Here is a 15,138-nt window from a genome sequence, read left to right as displayed (position 1 = left end):
TGTTGTTTGAGTCACATGCATTCAACGGAGGCCGCGTGCCTCAACGGAGCATGTTTGAATTCTTCAAAGTAAAGTGTCCTGCGGCGGCAAAAGCCGCCGCAGAAATCAAAAGCCGCCTCAGCCGCCCTTCTGTTCATAGGCTGTCCCCCAGCCCCAGGCACCTGTGCCAAAGCCACGTGCCACAACCCGCTCACGATAGATGGCGGACACAACGTCCCCGTCACCCGCCAGAAGCGCCTTGGTGGAGCACATCTCCGCGCACAGCGGCAGCTTGCCTTCAGCAATACGGTTGCGACCGTATTTGGCAAACTCCGCGGTGGAGTGGGTTTCTTCGGGGCCACCGGCACAGAAGGTACATTTGTCCATCTTGCCGCGGCTGCCAAAGTTGCCCGCCTGCGGATACTGCGGCGCACCGAAAGGACACGCATAGAAACAGTAGCCGCAGCCAATGCAGAGATCTTTGGAGTGCAGAACCACGCCTTCTTCGTTCTGGTAGAAACAATCTACCGGGCACACGGCCATACAAGGCGCATCGGAACAGTGCATACAGGCCACGGAGATAGACCGCTCACCCGGATTGCCGTCGTTGATCGTCACAACACGACGCCGGTTGATGCCCCAAGGCACCTCGTGCTCGTTCTTACAGGCCGTGACGCAGGCGTTACATTCGATGCAGCGTTCCGCGTCGCAGAGAAACTTCGCTCTTGCCATTTCTCTTCCTCCTTATGCTGTCCAGATTTTGCAGAGAGTCGCTTTGGTCTCCTGCATCTGGGTCACGCTGTCATAGCCATAGGTCTGTGCCGTGTTGGTGCTTTCGCCCAACACGTAAGGATCGGCCCCTTCCGGATATTTGCTCCGCAAGTCTTCTCCTTCGAAATGCCCCCCAAAGTGGAACGGCATAAAGACCACACCTTCGCCAACGCGGTTTGTCACCATGGCCATCACTTTGACCTTGGCACCTTCCGCACCCTCGACCCAGACCTGCGCCCGATCACGCACACCAAGATTATTCGCATCGCGCGGATTGATCTCGATGAACATGTCCTGCTGCAACTCTGCCAGCCAAGGATTGGAGCGGGTTTCTTCCCCGCCACCTTCGTATTCCACCAGACGTCCAGAGGTCAGGATCAACGGATAGTCCTTGCTGAAATCCTGTTTCTGGATGGAGGCATACATGGTCGGCAGGCGATAGAATTTCCGATCCTCATAGGTCGGGTAATCCGCAACCAGATCACGACGATTGGTGTAAAGCGGCTCACGGTGCACCGGCACAGGATCCGGGAAGGTCCAGACCACGGCACGGGCCTTGGCATTGCCAAATGGCGCACATTCATGCTTGATCGCCACGCGCTGAATACCGCCAGACAGGTCGGTTTTCCAGTTGGTCTTTGGTCCGGCAACCGCATCAATCGCTGCACGCTCTTCCGCAGTCAGATCACCATCCCAGCCCAGATCCATCAGCATCTGCATGGTGAATTCTGGATAGCCATCCTGAATCTCGGAATCGAGACTTGCCACACCTTCGGCCAGCAGATTGTCACCATCCCGCTCCACACCAAAACGTGCACGGAACGTCAGACCACCCTCAGAGACACGTTTGGACATGTCATAGAGGTTGGGCGTGCCCGGATGGTTCATCTCTGCCGTGCCCCAACAGGGCCATGGCATGCCATAGTAATCCCCATCAGCGGGACCACCGTTGGCCTTCAGCGTGGTGCGATCAAAGGTATGCTGGTTCGCCATATGCAGCTTGATGCGCTCGGGCGACTGACCGGTGTAGCCAATCGTCCACATGCCTTTGTTGAATTCGCGGGTAACGCTCTCAACAACTGGGGTGTTTTCATCTTCCATTTCGATGTTGCGGAAGAAGCGATCAGCCCAGCCGAACTTGTTTGCAAAGAGACCCATGATTTCATGGTCAGGCTTGCTTTCAAACAAGGGCTCGATGATCTGATCACGCCACTGCAAAGACCGGTTGGACGCGGTCGCAGAGCCACGGGTCTCAAACTGAGTACAGGCCGGAAGCAGATAGACCCCATCGGTACGGTCATGAAGCACAGCGGAAACAGTTGGGAACGGGTCAACCACGACCAGCATGTCCAGCTTTTCCATCGCGGTCTTCATTTCCTTGCCGCGGGTCTGAGAGTTTGGCGCGTGGCCCCAGAGTACCATGGCCCGCACCTTGTCGGGGTTGTCCATGTTGTCCGGATCTTCCAGAACACCGTCAATCCAGCGCGACACCGGAATACCGGTGAGGTTCTGAAGTGATTTCTCTTTGCCATCCGCACCTGTGGTCTTGGCAAATTGGCCAGCCAGCCATGCGTCATCTTCTTCCCAGATACGGCCCCAGTGCGCCCATGCGCCTTTGGACAGGCCATAGTAGCCCGGCAAGGTGTGTGACAGAACGCCAAGGTCTGTGGCTCCCTGCACGTTGTCGTGGCCACGGAAGATGTTGGTGCCGCCGCCTTCTGTGCCCATGTTGCCAAGAGCCAACTGAAGGATACAATACGCACGCGTATTGTTGTTGCCATTGGTGTGCTGTGTCCCGCCCATGCACCAGATCACGGTGCCGGGACGATTGTTCACCAGTTGGCGTGCCACACGACGCAGCTGTTCTCCCGGCGCGCCAGTGACGCGTTCAACTTCTTCCGGGTTCCACTGCTTCACTTCTTCCTTGATCTGATCCATGCCCCAAACACGGGTGCGGATGAACTCTTTGTCCTCCCAACCGTTTTCGAAGATGTGCCAGAGAATACCCCATACCAGCGCCACATCGGTGCCGGGACGGAAGCGCACATATTCATCCGCATGGGCCGCCGTGCGTGTGAAGCGCGGGTCACATACGATCAGTGGCGCGTTGTTGCGCTCTTTCGCGCGCAGCACGTGCAGCAGCGAAACCGGGTGGGCTTCGGCTGGGTTGCCGCCGATGATGAAGATGGCCTTGGAGTTGTGAATGTCATTGTAGGAGTTGGTCATGGCGCCGTAGCCCCATGTGTTCGCAACACCCGCAACCGTGGTGGAGTGACAAATCCGCGCCTGGTGGTCCACGTTGTTTGTGCCCCAATAGGCGGCAAACTTGCGGAACAGATAGGCCTGCTCATTGTTGTGCTTGGCAGAGCCGAGCCAATAAACGCTGTCAGGGCCGCTTTCTTCGCGGATCTGCATCATGCCGTCGCCGATCTCATTGATCGCCTGTTCCCAGCTGATGCGCTTCCACTCACCACCCTCTTTTTTCATTGGGTACTTCAGGCGACGTTCGCCATGGGCGTGTTCACGCACCGACGCGCCTTTTGCACAATGCGCGCCAAGATTGAACGGGCTGTCCCAGCCCGGCTCCTGGCCGATCCAGACTCCGCTTTGCACTTCCGCCACAACTGTACAGCCCACAGAACAGTGGGTGCAGACAGATTTGACAGTTTGCACAGCCGTGTTGATTGCCTCTTGCGCATGCGCCTGAGTGACGGTGCCACCAGTGGCACCAATCGCTGCCAATCCGCCAATGGCGAGACCGGATCCCCGCAAGAATGTACGGCGATCCACAGCTTTTTCAGCTGCGACAGACAGGATACTTGTCCGCTGGGGGCGTCGCGCAACCCCGTTGGTCTTTTTCCTAAGCATAGTTTCCTCCCCTTGCTGCCCCGCTTCAGGGCTGGCTAGGTCTTTCTCAAATCCCGACCGGTGGGCGTCACGCAACCGGTGGTCGGGGGCGGGTGAAAACGTCCGGGATCAGAATCGGGCGCTGTCGAGATATGCGCGGGTATGCGCGGTGTCCTGCATCTTGTCGCTGGACAGATCCACGGGCTGGGCTTCCGCCGCATCTGGCGAAAGGGCCACCGCCGCGGCGGCTGCCGGGGCTGCCGCTGTTGCGAGCTTCAGAAAGTCACGCCGGCTTGCGCCTTTGTCTTCTGGCTGGCTCATAGCTTGCTCCTTTAAAGTGTCGGTTGGGGCCCGACGGTGTCAGTTGACGTTCACTCCGCCCCCATGCGGAACGCCTGTGTTTCAATCTCCAGAAACGCTTTGCCCACCGTGCCGACCGGCGCATAAAAGACCGAGTTCTGCGCAGCTTCGAGATCTGTGAAAAAATGCTCGGCCCAGGGCGCGATATGGGTAAAGTAAAAATCTTTCTGCCGGGTCAGGGGCACCGGTGCGCCAAAGCGCCCCCGGATCATGCCCGCCATCATCTCCAGCAGACTGGCAATGTTATCTTCAGGCTCATAGACATTTGGCGCGCGACTGATGCGCAGCGCGCCCATATCGGCACGCAAGGTGGCCAAAGGTTTCTCGTTCAAGAACCCCGTCAGATAGTAAGAGGCAAAAGGCATCAGCTCACCGCGCCCAAGCCCAATGAACAGCGCGTTAAACTCGCGCTCCACAGCTTTTTCATTGGTCGCCTGTGCCACCCGTGCCAAAGTTCCAATGGCCTGCCCCAAGGCGCTTTCGTCTCCTCCAAGAGCAGCAGCCTGCGCCAACACCGCCTTACCCGGTGGATTGGCAAACAAAGCGGCGAGAAAATCATAAAGATCCGCACGCAGCAGATCTTCTTCAGCTACCTCAAATTCAGGTGCGGCTTGGCTCATGGCTGGGCCCTTTCTTCCGTGGTCTCTGCTGCGGCAAAAGTGAACCGCAAACGCCGACGCACAGGCGCACTCTCCTGCGGGTCTGGCGTCTCATCTTTTGAAGTTTCAAAATTGTCTGTGGGTGCAGCCACAGAAAAGACAGGCGTCGGCGTTGCCTCGAACTCCACCTCTGCCACGGCCTCCAGGGGCGCGTCCTCATCCTCAGACACATCGCTTTCAGGCAGGTTTTCTTCAGATTGGGCTTTTTCTTCAGCCTGACGCGCCATTTCTTCGACATGTTTCAACATGCCTTTGCCGATCTGATAGGCCGTCTGCATGCCTTCAACGACCATCGCACTGTCAGTAAAGTCTTCGCCGTAATCAACCAGCTCATCAACGTTGGCGAGCACCGGATTGGACAGCCAAAGCTTACGCAAGGCGCGGCGACGAATGCGCTCAGGCACCGCTTTGGCCAGAAAAACCGAAAAGTCATCCCCCTGCGCCAGTGTATCAGGATCCGGCAACGCCAGTTCCTCAAGAATTTCGGCATCGCTTTTCTCTTCAAGCGCCGCGTGCTGCGCCTCCAGCGTTGCGGCGGCTTCCGCACGCGTATCCGCTTCAGCCTCCGCCGCGACGGCCGCCTTCCGGCGCGCCCAGAAATCTCCGCCCCGGCTCAATGCGGCCTCCCGCTGCGCGGCGCGCGATAGACATCGGACAATTGGGAAATACGTGCATCCCCGCGCCCGTCTTCCACCAAATCCATGCGCTTCTTGTCGCGGCGGCGTTTTACAAACACCTCTTCTTCGTGATGTGCCTCCACAAAGTCCCGCACAAAAGCCACCAGACCTTCCGGCATCGGCACGAGCTCCAGCAGCTCTTCACCACTGTCAGCATAATCCTGAAATTCATAAGCGGAGACTGTGGCCAACAAGACATCATAAGGATGTTCACCACTCGGACCGTCCTGTTCCCGCATCACAACCCCAACAGAGGGCACGCGCGCAGACAGAGAGGCCAAATAGGCCTCGGTATCCGTATGCCAAAGCTCCAGAGGCACGGTTGCCGCGTGAAATTCCACAACATCGCCCTCTTGGCGCAACACCTGCCAGTCCGCCTGCGCCGCACCGGGGATAACCGCTACAACCTTCCACGAAAATGGCACCCATCGGCTTGCCGAGGGTGTTCTGCGGATAACGATGCCCAAAGGCAATGAAACCGGCGCTTGGCGCATGAAGTCTTGCTTCCTCCCAGACCTGCGCAGAATATTTTTTTGCAGGTGAGACCATGTTCTGCCCTTTGACCCGCCTTGCCAAAGGAAAACGCAAAACCGTTCCGAAACGCGCTGAAATCTGGACATTTTGATCCAGCCAAAGAGTCGCTTAATTTCCGTAAGGACAGAATGTCCACAAGCCGCAAAGACCCATAGAATCACTAGGATTTTTGCGCAGCATGCAACGCGCCCAAACAGCAGGCCTCGGGACTTTACGCCGCTGAGAATTCGTGCATTTCTGAAACACCTAAGCGTCAGAAACACAGCCACCCTCGGGAGCCAAATATGTCCAAGACACTGATTTTGTGTAATTGTTCCAATAGCATGAACTTGGACACAGCCCACCTAACCGCACATCCAACCGCACAGGGCGAGATCACCTGCTCCAAAATACACAGCGGGCTCTGCACCACGCAGACACAAGCGGCTGCGGATTTGATCACCGCCGCAGGTGGTGGGGAGAATGCCCTCATTGCCTGCCAGCAAGAACAGGACTTCTTTGTCGAACTCGCCGCAGAGCTTGAGACACAAACGCCCCAATTTGTCGATCTGAGAGACCGGGCTGGATGGTCAGATGAAGCCGCACAGGCTGGCCCTAAAATGGCGGCCCTGCTGGCAGATGCGTTACGCCCGCAAGCCCAGACCAAGACATTTGATATCACCTCTGAAGGCCAGTGCCTGATCCTGGGTGCGCCGGATGTCGCCTTGGCCGCCGCCGATCAATTGCAGGATTTTCTCAGTGTCACCGTGCTGTTGCCCTCCGGAACAACCGCCCCAGAAGAACGCCGTTATGATGTTGTCGCAGGCCACGTGAAACGCGTGACCGGCGCGCTTGGCAACTTCGCGGTCGAGATTGATGCGCTGCAACAGCTTGATCCAAGCGGGCGCGGCGCATTGCGCTTTGGAGAGGCGCGCGATGGCGCAAACACGATCTGTGACATCATTCTCGATCTGCGCGGCGCACCAGCTCTGGTTCCAGCACCGGAAAAGCGCGAAGGCTATCTGAAGGCAGATCCCAAGAGCCTGCCAGCGGTCGCTGCAGCCATCCTTGAAGCCTCCCATCTTGTTGGCACCTTTGAAAAACCGCTCTATCTCTCTCTGGAGCCAAGCATCTGTGCACATGCGCGCGCCGAACAAACCGGCTGCACCAAATGTCTCGATGTCTGCCCAACCTCCGCGATCCGACCTGCGGGCAACCACGTCGATATAGATCCCAATATCTGTGCCGGATGTGGCTCCTGCGCGGCGCTTTGCCCCTCAGGCGCGATCACCTATGACGACCCGCCCACCAGCGCGATCTTTGCGCGCCTGCACGCCCTTGCAGACGCCTACCGTGCCGCAGGGGGCATCGCCCCGCGCCTGCTCGTGCATGACCGTAACTTCGGGGCAGAAATGATCGCTTTGGCCGCACGGCATGAGAGGGGCCTGCCCGCTGCGGTGATCCCACTGGATCTCGAACGGATCAGCGGCTTTGGTCATGCAGAAACCTTGGCGGCATTGGCCAGCGGTTTTGCCAGCGTGGATATTCTGGTCGCCCCCACAACAGACCGAGGTGCCTTGGACAGCGAAATGCAGCTCGCACAGGCACTTTCGGGCGCGCCAGACAGGCTGCGCCTGATTGAACCGCAGGATCCCACGGCCCTGTGTGATCTGCTTTACACGGCACATCCCGTTGCCCTGCGCACCAACCCCGTCCTGCCGCTGGGCAATCGGCGTCAGGTCACACGTCTCGCCGTCAAAGCGTTGCGGGACGATAGCACTGCCTTTGCTCTACCTGAGAACGCACCATACGGCAGCGTACAGGTCAACAAAGACACCTGCACACTCTGCCTGTCCTGTGCCTCCCTCTGCCCCGCTGGCGCGTTGGGAGACAATCCTGACAAACCCCAACTACGGTTTCAGGAAGATGCCTGTCTGCAATGTGGTCTCTGCACACAGGTCTGTCCAGAAAACGCCATTTCATTGGTGCCGCAGTTTAATCCGTCTGACAGCGCGCTGTCACAGCAGATCGTGCATGAAGAAGAGCCTTTTGACTGTATCGAATGTGGCACTCCCTTTGGCGTGAAATCCACCATCGAGCGCATCATTGAAAAGCTGGAAGGCAAACACCCGATGTTTGCCACATCCGATGCCGCCAAGATGATACGCATGTGTGACGATTGCCGTGTGAACGCACAGTTCCATCAGGACAACAATCCCTTCGCTGCGGGACAACGCCCCGCCACCCGCACCAGCGACGATTACTTCAGCAAACGCCGGGATCACTGATGCGCAATGGGGGCGCCCAAATCCGCCGGAACAATCGTGGCGGTATAGGCCACGATGTTCTCCAACTCTTCCAAGGTCAGCCGCACCGGGCTGATCGGGGAGGGGCGTGTCTCGTCAAAGGGCAAGGTCACATCCGGAATAACCGTGAAAGCCGGATGTGGGTTCAAGGCATAAAAAGCGGTGAAACGTTCCATCCAATCTTCCAGACTGCGCAGCACAGCAAAGCTGGGCGTGGAACCGATGCCCGCCATCTGATTGATCTCGCCAACCACATGACACCGCCCACAGGCCTGCAATGCCAGCTGCGCACCACGATTGGCATCCCCCTCAATGACCACATCCTCAGAAGTGGACTGTGGCGCAACGGGCGGGGCAAAAAGCGCCTCACCGTCCGGTTTGAAGCTCACAACCGTGCGCAGCCCGACCTCACCAGTCAGCCATTGCGCAAAACGCGCCATATGCGGATCCGCCACATCCGTCACCGTCAAACCATAGGTGACATCCGCTTGGGAGAACACAGGTGTGCTCCCCTCGACATGCAACATCCCTGCGGCCTCAGCTGTGTCATCAACAATCGTGACCCGAACCCCATGTTTCAACGTAAACCGGGGCAAGATGTATGCAATCAACCCCGTGTCCCGCAGATCCTCTGCCACAAACAGCTCCGTGGCCTTGCCTTCGGCCCAGCCGGCCGAAGCAAGGGCACAGCTGATCCCGTAGGCAGACAGACTTTGGTACAGAATTCTCAAAAAACCCATCCCCCAAGCCTAGGCGCGGCGCTTGCCTTACGTCAACATGGGGCGATCGGCGCCCACTCCAGGAAAGGACTCCCCCCAGATGAGCGATGACTTCAACATGAGCATGCGCAAATTTCTCAAGCAGGTTGGCGTGACAAGCCAGCAGGCCATTGAGGACGCCATGCGCGCGGCCGGAAGCGACACCACTGCGGGACAGACATTTGAAGCCAAGATGACCCTGACGATTGATGGAATCGACATGGAACATGTGGTCACTGGCCAGATCAAAGGACGTGATTAAATGACGAACCGCGACGAAGTTCTCAGCATCCTCAAAGGCTTCACCGATCCCGCCACAGGCAGCGATCTGGTGGCCAGCGGCATGGTACGCGCTCTGTCCGTTGAGGCTGGCGAAGTGCGTTTCGTGATGGAAATCGATCCGGCCCGCGCCCAGGCCATGCAGCCGATCAAAGTGGAGATCGAAGACAGGCTCTCCGCCCTGGAGGGTGTCTCCAAAGTCTCCATCGTGATGACCGCACATGCCGCTACCAAACCGCCACCGGATCTTAAAGCTGCACGTCCAGCAGAGCCCAAGGGGCCACAGAAGATCCCCGGAATCGATCGCATTCTCGCCGTGGCCTCCGGCAAGGGCGGCGTTGGCAAATCTACGGTCTCCGCTAACCTTGCTGTTGCGCTGGCCGCCGAAGGGCGGCGCGTGGGCTTGCTGGATGCGGATGTTTACGGCCCGTCCCAGCCCCGCATGCTGGGCGTCTCCGGCCGTCCAGCCAGCCCGGATGGCAAAACCATCCTGCCACTGCGCAACCATGGCGTGACTATGATGTCCATGGGGTTGATGACCCGTGAAGAAGAGGCAGTGGTCTGGCGTGGCCCCATGCTGATGGGGGCGCTGCAACAGATGCTCACACAGGTGCAATGGGGCGCATTGGATGTGCTGATCGTGGATCTGCCTCCGGGCACAGGGGACGTGCAGATGACCCTCGCCCAAAAGGCAGAGCTAACCGGCGCGGTGGTGGTCTCCACCCCTCAGGACATTGCCCTGCTGGATGCGCGCAAAGGCATCAACATGTTCGAGAAACTCGGCACCCCCATCGTGGGCATGATCGAGAACATGAGCACACATGTCTGCTCCAACTGCGGGCACGAAGAACATGTGTTTGGCCATGGCGGCGTTGCGGCAGAGGCCGACAAGCTCGGCGTGCCTCTGCTGGCCGAAATTCCTTTGTCGCTCAACATTCGGGTCGCCGCAGACGGGGGCGCACCAATTGTGGTCTCTGAACCAGACTCTGCACAGGCACAGGCCTTCCGCACACTGGCGCGCCAATTGATCACCGACGGCAACGCATGAGCAACACAGTACACTTCCCGCCGCTGTTTCATGGCATGGCCCTCACGGGCACGGCGGATCCCTTTGCCAAAGCACAGGCACAGGCCATCATGGGCTGTGACGCGGGGCTTGTGGTGTACAACCTTGCGGCGGATCAGATCCGGGCGGCGATGGTGTTTGCCCCCGAGGTGCCCTTGCGCGCGGCCATGCCCGTTCTGATCAGCTGTGCCATCGGCTTTCAGAACGCGCTTGGCGCACTGGCGCCCCCGGAGGTCGGTGTCCATCTGGAATGGCCGGGCACCATCCGGGTCAATGGCGCGCGCTGCGGCCGCCTGCGCATCGCCGCCTCCCATCAAGATCCGGCGGCGGAACCGGATTGGATTGTGGTGGGACTGGAATTGCCCCTCGTTCCCGCCAATGCCGACACGCCGGGCATCACCCCGGATGATACAGCTCTCTATGAGGAGGGCTGTGTGGACATCCGCACCGATGATCTGCTCAGCGCATGGGTGCGCCACAGCCTCGTCTGGATCAATCGCATGGAGGAAGAGGGGCTCAAACCATTGGCCACAGAATGGCGCGGCCTTGCCCATGACCTAGGGGAAGAGGTGAACTGGCCGCTCTCTGACCCCCCTGAAACCGGCACTTTTCTAGGCACCGATGAACATTTCGGCGCACTCCTGCGCAGCGGCGAAACAACCCGCCTGCTGCCGCTCACCCATCTCTTGGAAGGAACGACATGATGCTGCTGGCGCGTGCCATTCACTTTGACGAAAGCGATCAACGCATCTTTTTCAATCCCGCGCGCACCGGCGAATGGGCTATCAGCGGCGGCTTTGAGTTCTCCAACTGGTCCGAGGCCGATCTGACCGGCAAAGCCCGCCAGGCGTTTTCAAATGGCTGGCTTGGGGTCGAGACCTTTGGCCGTGTGACATTTGTGGCCGTCACCAGCATTGAGCCTGCGGAACTGGAGGCGCTCACCACACAACTGGCGCAGCATTTCGTAGAGGTCTACGGCGCCCCCTCTGTTGAGGCCGCTCTCCCGGTCGCCGCAGAAGAACTGGCACATATGTCAGAGCTCTGCGCGGATCATGACCCAAACACGCTACTCACCGTCGCGCGCGAACTGACCGAAGCCGGGGTGAAAGAACAGTTCCGCTCCATCGCACCGGCGGACGCAGATCTGGAGCAATTCGCCATCCACGCCACACCAGACAGTTGACAAAAACGGCGCGCTCATTTGGCGCGCCGTTGTCATTTTACTCGGCGTTGAATGTGAAAAGCCGCCCGCCTTCCAGCGTGTAGCCATCAATCAGGGCCTGCGCGCGCGGGCTCACCAGCCAGGTTTCCAGCTTCTGTGCCAGATCCGACTTCACATGCGGGTGTTTGTCAGGGTTGACCGGCAAATAGGCATATTGATTGAACAGCGCCGGATCCCCGGCATAAAGCAGGGCCAAGGCCCCCTTATTGCCAAATTTAAGCCAGCTCGCACGGTCACTCATGATGTAAGCGTTCAGCCCCGATGCGGTATTGAGCGACGCGCCCATACCCGCGCCTGCTTCCTTGTACCACGCCACATCGCGCTGTTCCGCATCCACCCCCGCCGCGGCCCACAAAGAAAGCTCCTTCTTGTGCGTGCCACTGTCATCGCCCCGGCTGACAAAGGGGGCCTGCACCTCAGCAATCAGGCCCAAAGCCTGCGTTGCGGATTGCGCGTCTTTGATCTGTGCCGGATCCTCAGACGGTCCGATAAAGACAAAATCATTATACATGATTTCGCGACGATGCGTGCCATAGCCTGCGGCGACAAACTTTTCTTCGGAGGCTTTGGAATGCACCAGAATGGCATCCACATCTCCAGCCTCACCCAGTCGCAGAGCCTGACCGGTACCCACCACCAAAAGCTGAACCTCCAGCCCCAGATCTGCCTCGATCTCTGGCAAGAGCACATCAGCCAGCCCCGAGTTATGGAAAGACGTGGTCACGGCCATCTTCATGCTCTCTGCCTGCGCCGTCAAAGCACTACAGCACAAAAGCGTCGCCGCAATAATCGTTCCAAGTTTCATTCGACAATATCTCCCTTCAGGAATGCGCGCGCTTCCTTGGATGTTGGATTTTCAAAAAACTGATCGGCCGGCGTGGTTTCCAGAATGTGGCCGTGATGGATGAACCAGATGTCTTCTGCGAGGCGGCGGGCCTGTCCGACATCATGTGTGGACATGACAATGCGTGTCCCACCCGCGTGCGCGCCGCGCAGAATCTCTTCAAACTCGCGTGTGGCCTGCCCATCCAGATTGGCACAGGGTTCATCCAGAAACAGGATCTGCGGATCGCGGATCAACGCCCGTGCCAGCGCCATTTTCTGGCGCTCCCCCCCAGAGAGCACCGTGGCGCGTTTGTCGGCACTGTCGCTTAACCCAACCCGCGCCAGCCACTCTGCGGCCCGTGCCCGCGCCTGCGCGCGTGCCACGCCATGCACGATCAAGGGATAGACCACATTGTCCAGGGCACTGCGCCGCATCATGATCGGTGCCTGAAACACAAAAGCCTGCGCGGCGCGCGCCTGCGGCTCGGGCACCTGCCACGTCAACCGCCCGCCACGCGCCAGACGCTCCATGCCATGCAACATGCGCAGCAAGGTGGTTTTGCCCGCCCCGTTAGGCCCCATCACAATCGACAAGCCTTCTGTGGCAACCTGCGTGCTCACCGGCCCCAGCAAGACTTTGCCCCGACGGCGCACAACCGCGTTTTCCACCTTTAGGGGGAGAATAGACCCTACCATCGCCCACTCACCTCCGTGCGCGACAGCATGTGGATCACCAGATTGACAGCCACCGCCAGCCCAATCAGCACAAAGCCCAGCGCAAGAGCGAGGGCAAAGTTGCCCTTCCCTGTCTCCAGCGAAATCGCCGTGGTCAGCACCCGTGTGGCGTGGTCAATATTGCCCCCCACGATCATGATCGCCCCAACCTCACCAATGCCACGGCCAAACCCGGCCAGTGATGCGGTCAGCAGGGCCCGCCGCCCATCCCAAAGCAGCGTGAGAATGCGCTGGCGTCGTGTGGTATTCAGCGAAATCAACAGATCATGATACTCCGCCCAGAGATCCCGGATGGCCTGATGGCTGATCGAGGCAATCAACGGTGTGAGGATCACCACCTGCGCAATGATCATCGCCGTGGGCGTAAACAGCAGCCCAAAGACGCCAAATGGCCCGGACCGCGATAGCAGAATATAAACGATCAGCCCCACAACCACCGGCGGCAACCCCATAAGGGCATTGAGCATGGCAATCACAATCCGGCGGAATCGAAACCGGCGCACAGCCAACCAGCAGCCCAGAGGCAGGCCAATCAAAGAGGCCACAAACACCGCGCTCAACGTCACCTGCAATGACCGCAGGGAGATCTCGATGAGATCGGGATCCAATGTGAGTATCATTTGGCCTGCCTGCAGCAGACCGGACAGGATCTCATTCATAGATAGGTACTGTGGTGCCTCCCTCGCCGCCTCTTGTCACCCAACAGGCGTCTTCCCGTGATTGTTTTATTTCTAGGGCTTGGCAAGCCGTCACGGAAGAAAAATGCACCAGCCCAATCGCGCCCTCACAAAATGGCACAAATTGTCCTGCGTCTCAGCTTCATCCGCGTCATTCTGTCCGTCAGGACCGGCATGGGTGCAAGAACAGCAATCTCATGATCGCGCGCGGTGCCGCTGAAATGTTCCAATCCGACGCCGTGCACAGGACTGGATTGACCAAAATCTCCACGGCTCCAATCGCTGTTCTTAATTGCAGCCCCCTGTGCCCAACACCTACCCCCACCACGTCAGGGGTCTTAGGTTAAGATCAACCAACGCATTGATCGAGGAAACAAAAATGACCCGACAGACCGAAGGGCGCGGACGCCGTTACGACAGCATTCTGGACACAGTGGGCAACACACCCGTGGTGCGTCTCAACCGGATCGCCCCATCCCATGTGAACCTCTTTGTAAAATTCGAAGCCGCCAATCCCGCAGGTTCCGTCAAGGACCGTCTGGCGCTCAACATCATCGAAGCCGCCGAAAAAGACGGCCGCCTGAAACCGGGGCAAACCGTGGTTGAAGCCACCTCTGGCAACACCGGCATTGGTCTGGCCATGGTCTGCGCCGCCAAAGGCTATCCGCTTGTCATCACCATGTCTGAAGCCTTTTCTGTTGAGCGCCGCCGCCTGATGCGCTTTCTCGGCGCGCAGGTCGTGCTGACACCAAAGGCGCAGAAAGGCTTTGGCATGTACACCAAGGCCAAAGAGCTGGCAGAGGCCAACGGCTGGTTCCTCGCAAGCCAGTTTGAAACCGCAGACAATGCCGACATGCACGAAACCACCACCGCGCGCGAAATCCTCGCTGATTTTGCCGATACTTCGCTGGATTACTGGGTCACCGGCTACGGCACTGGGGGCACACTTTCCGGCGTGTCGCGCCTCTTGCGCCGCGAAAGCCCAGACACCAAGATCATCCTGTCAGAACCCGCCAATGCGGCGCTTGTGGATTCAGGCTACATCAACAGCCGCAACGAAGCGCATCAGGCCACCGAAAGCCATCCGAATTTTGAACCGCACCCCATTCAGGGTTGGACCCCGGATTTCATCCCATGGGTACTTCAGGAAGCGCTGGATAAAAAGGGCTATGACCGCCTGATCAAAACACCCGGACCAGACGGCATCGTATGGTCTCGTCGTCTTGCCGCAGAAGAAGGCATCTTCGTAGGCATTTCGGCCGGTGCTACATTGGCAGCCGCAATTGAAGTGGCACAGGATGCACCCGAAGGCAGCAACATTCTGGTCATGCTGCCCGACACCGGCGAGCGCTACCTGTCCACCCCGCTGTTTGAGGGTGTGGCCGAAGACATGAGCGACAAAGAACGCGCGCTCTCACATTCCACGCCCAGCGCCCAGCTGTAGCCCGCCCCCCTCTGCTGGGC

16 protein-coding genes are annotated in these 15,138 nt (G+C 58.8%); 6 read left to right on the top strand and 10 right to left on the bottom strand.

The window, feature by feature from the left end; genetic code table 11:
- Positions 1-117: 117 nt before the first annotated feature.
- The 6 genes from fdh3B to J7382_RS02350 form a co-directional block, all read right to left on the bottom strand.
- Positions 118-711: a formate dehydrogenase FDH3 subunit beta gene (gene fdh3B, locus J7382_RS02375; RefSeq protein ID WP_058238596.1), complete on the bottom strand. Its 594-nt coding sequence runs from the start codon at positions 709-711 to the stop codon at positions 118-120.
- 12 nt (positions 712-723) lie between these two features.
- Complete coding sequence (locus J7382_RS02370; RefSeq protein WP_058238597.1) at positions 724-3,618, bottom strand: formate dehydrogenase subunit alpha; 2,895 nt, start codon at positions 3,616-3,618, stop codon at positions 724-726.
- 108 nt (positions 3,619-3,726) lie between these two features.
- Entirely contained in the window at positions 3,727-3,918 is a 192-nt protein-coding gene (locus J7382_RS02365; RefSeq protein WP_058238598.1) for a ubiquinol-cytochrome c reductase iron-sulfur subunit N-terminal domain-containing protein, read from the bottom strand.
- A 50-nt stretch (positions 3,919-3,968) separates the two neighbouring features.
- Positions 3,969-4,577, bottom strand: a complete 609-nt coding sequence (locus tag J7382_RS02360) for a molecular chaperone TorD family protein (protein ID WP_209066839.1) — start codon at positions 4,575-4,577, stop codon at positions 3,969-3,971.
- The gene (locus J7382_RS02355; protein ID WP_209066838.1) at positions 4,574-5,233 is read right to left on the bottom strand and encodes a DUF3306 domain-containing protein; all 660 of its coding nucleotides are present in this window, start codon (positions 5,231-5,233) and stop codon (positions 4,574-4,576) included. The genes J7382_RS02360 and J7382_RS02355 overlap by 4 nt, the downstream gene beginning before the upstream one ends.
- On the bottom strand, positions 5,230-5,787 hold the full coding sequence (locus tag J7382_RS02350) for a DUF3305 domain-containing protein (RefSeq protein ID WP_209066837.1): 558 nt from the start codon (positions 5,785-5,787) through the stop codon (positions 5,230-5,232). Before J7382_RS02350 ends, J7382_RS02355 begins: the two co-directional genes overlap by 4 nt.
- Before the next feature lie 324 nt (positions 5,788-6,111).
- On the opposite strand from J7382_RS02350, the gene J7382_RS02345 reads away from it, so the two are divergent.
- A complete protein-coding gene (locus J7382_RS02345) occupies positions 6,112-8,094 on the top strand; it encodes a 4Fe-4S binding protein (protein ID WP_209066836.1) in 1,983 nt (660 codons plus the stop codon).
- Here the strand turns inward: J7382_RS02345 and J7382_RS02340 are convergent.
- Positions 8,088-8,843 carry a hypothetical protein gene (locus tag J7382_RS02340; RefSeq protein ID WP_209066835.1) on the bottom strand — a complete coding sequence of 252 codons (756 nt, stop codon included), beginning with the start codon at positions 8,841-8,843 and terminating at the stop codon, positions 8,088-8,090. The genes J7382_RS02345 and J7382_RS02340 overlap by 7 nt on opposite strands.
- A gap of 88 nt (positions 8,844-8,931) precedes the next feature.
- Here J7382_RS02340 and J7382_RS02335 point away from each other — a divergent pair, with 88 nt between their 5' ends.
- From J7382_RS02335 to J7382_RS02320, 4 genes are read left to right on the top strand one after another with little or no spacing between them, the layout of a single operon-like run.
- Positions 8,932-9,132: a DUF6494 family protein gene (locus J7382_RS02335; protein WP_058238604.1), complete on the top strand. Its 201-nt coding sequence runs from the start codon at positions 8,932-8,934 to the stop codon at positions 9,130-9,132.
- A complete protein-coding gene (gene apbC / locus J7382_RS02330; RefSeq protein WP_209066834.1) occupies positions 9,133-10,197 on the top strand; it encodes an iron-sulfur cluster carrier protein ApbC in 1,065 nt (354 codons plus the stop codon). It abuts the gene before it with no gap.
- On the top strand, positions 10,194-10,919 hold the full coding sequence (locus J7382_RS02325) for a biotin/lipoate--protein ligase family protein (protein ID WP_209066832.1): 726 nt from the start codon (positions 10,194-10,196) through the stop codon (positions 10,917-10,919). The genes apbC and J7382_RS02325 overlap by 4 nt, the downstream gene beginning before the upstream one ends.
- Positions 10,919-11,398, top strand: coding sequence for a DUF6505 family protein (locus J7382_RS02320; protein ID WP_058238984.1), 480 nt, complete (start codon positions 10,919-10,921; stop codon positions 11,396-11,398). Before J7382_RS02325 ends, J7382_RS02320 begins: the two co-directional genes overlap by 1 nt.
- Before the next feature lie 37 nt (positions 11,399-11,435).
- On the opposite strand, the gene J7382_RS02315 is transcribed toward J7382_RS02320, so the two are convergent.
- Genes J7382_RS02315 through J7382_RS02305 form a run of 3 tightly spaced genes read right to left on the bottom strand, consistent with a single transcriptional unit; the run spans position 11,436 to position 13,656 of the window.
- On the bottom strand, positions 11,436-12,242 hold the full coding sequence (locus J7382_RS02315) for a substrate-binding domain-containing protein (protein WP_209066830.1): 807 nt from the start codon (positions 12,240-12,242) through the stop codon (positions 11,436-11,438).
- A complete protein-coding gene (locus tag J7382_RS02310) occupies positions 12,239-12,958 on the bottom strand; it encodes an ATP-binding cassette domain-containing protein (protein ID WP_209066828.1) in 720 nt (239 codons plus the stop codon). Before J7382_RS02310 ends, J7382_RS02315 begins: the two co-directional genes overlap by 4 nt.
- Complete coding sequence (locus tag J7382_RS02305) at positions 12,952-13,656, bottom strand: ABC transporter permease (protein WP_058238609.1); 705 nt, start codon at positions 13,654-13,656, stop codon at positions 12,952-12,954. The genes J7382_RS02310 and J7382_RS02305 overlap by 7 nt, the downstream gene beginning before the upstream one ends.
- A gap of 397 nt (positions 13,657-14,053) precedes the next feature.
- Here J7382_RS02305 and J7382_RS02300 point away from each other — a divergent pair, with 397 nt between their 5' ends.
- A complete protein-coding gene (locus tag J7382_RS02300; RefSeq protein WP_209066826.1) occupies positions 14,054-15,118 on the top strand; it encodes a pyridoxal-phosphate dependent enzyme in 1,065 nt (354 codons plus the stop codon).
- The last annotated feature ends 20 nt before the right edge of the window (positions 15,119-15,138 follow it).

Origin of the sequence: Shimia sp. R11_0 (assembly GCF_017744035.1) — a bacterium.
Lineage (GTDB): Bacteria > Pseudomonadota > Alphaproteobacteria > Rhodobacterales > Rhodobacteraceae > Shimia > Shimia marina.
This window is presented reverse-complemented; position numbering and strand designations above follow the sequence as displayed.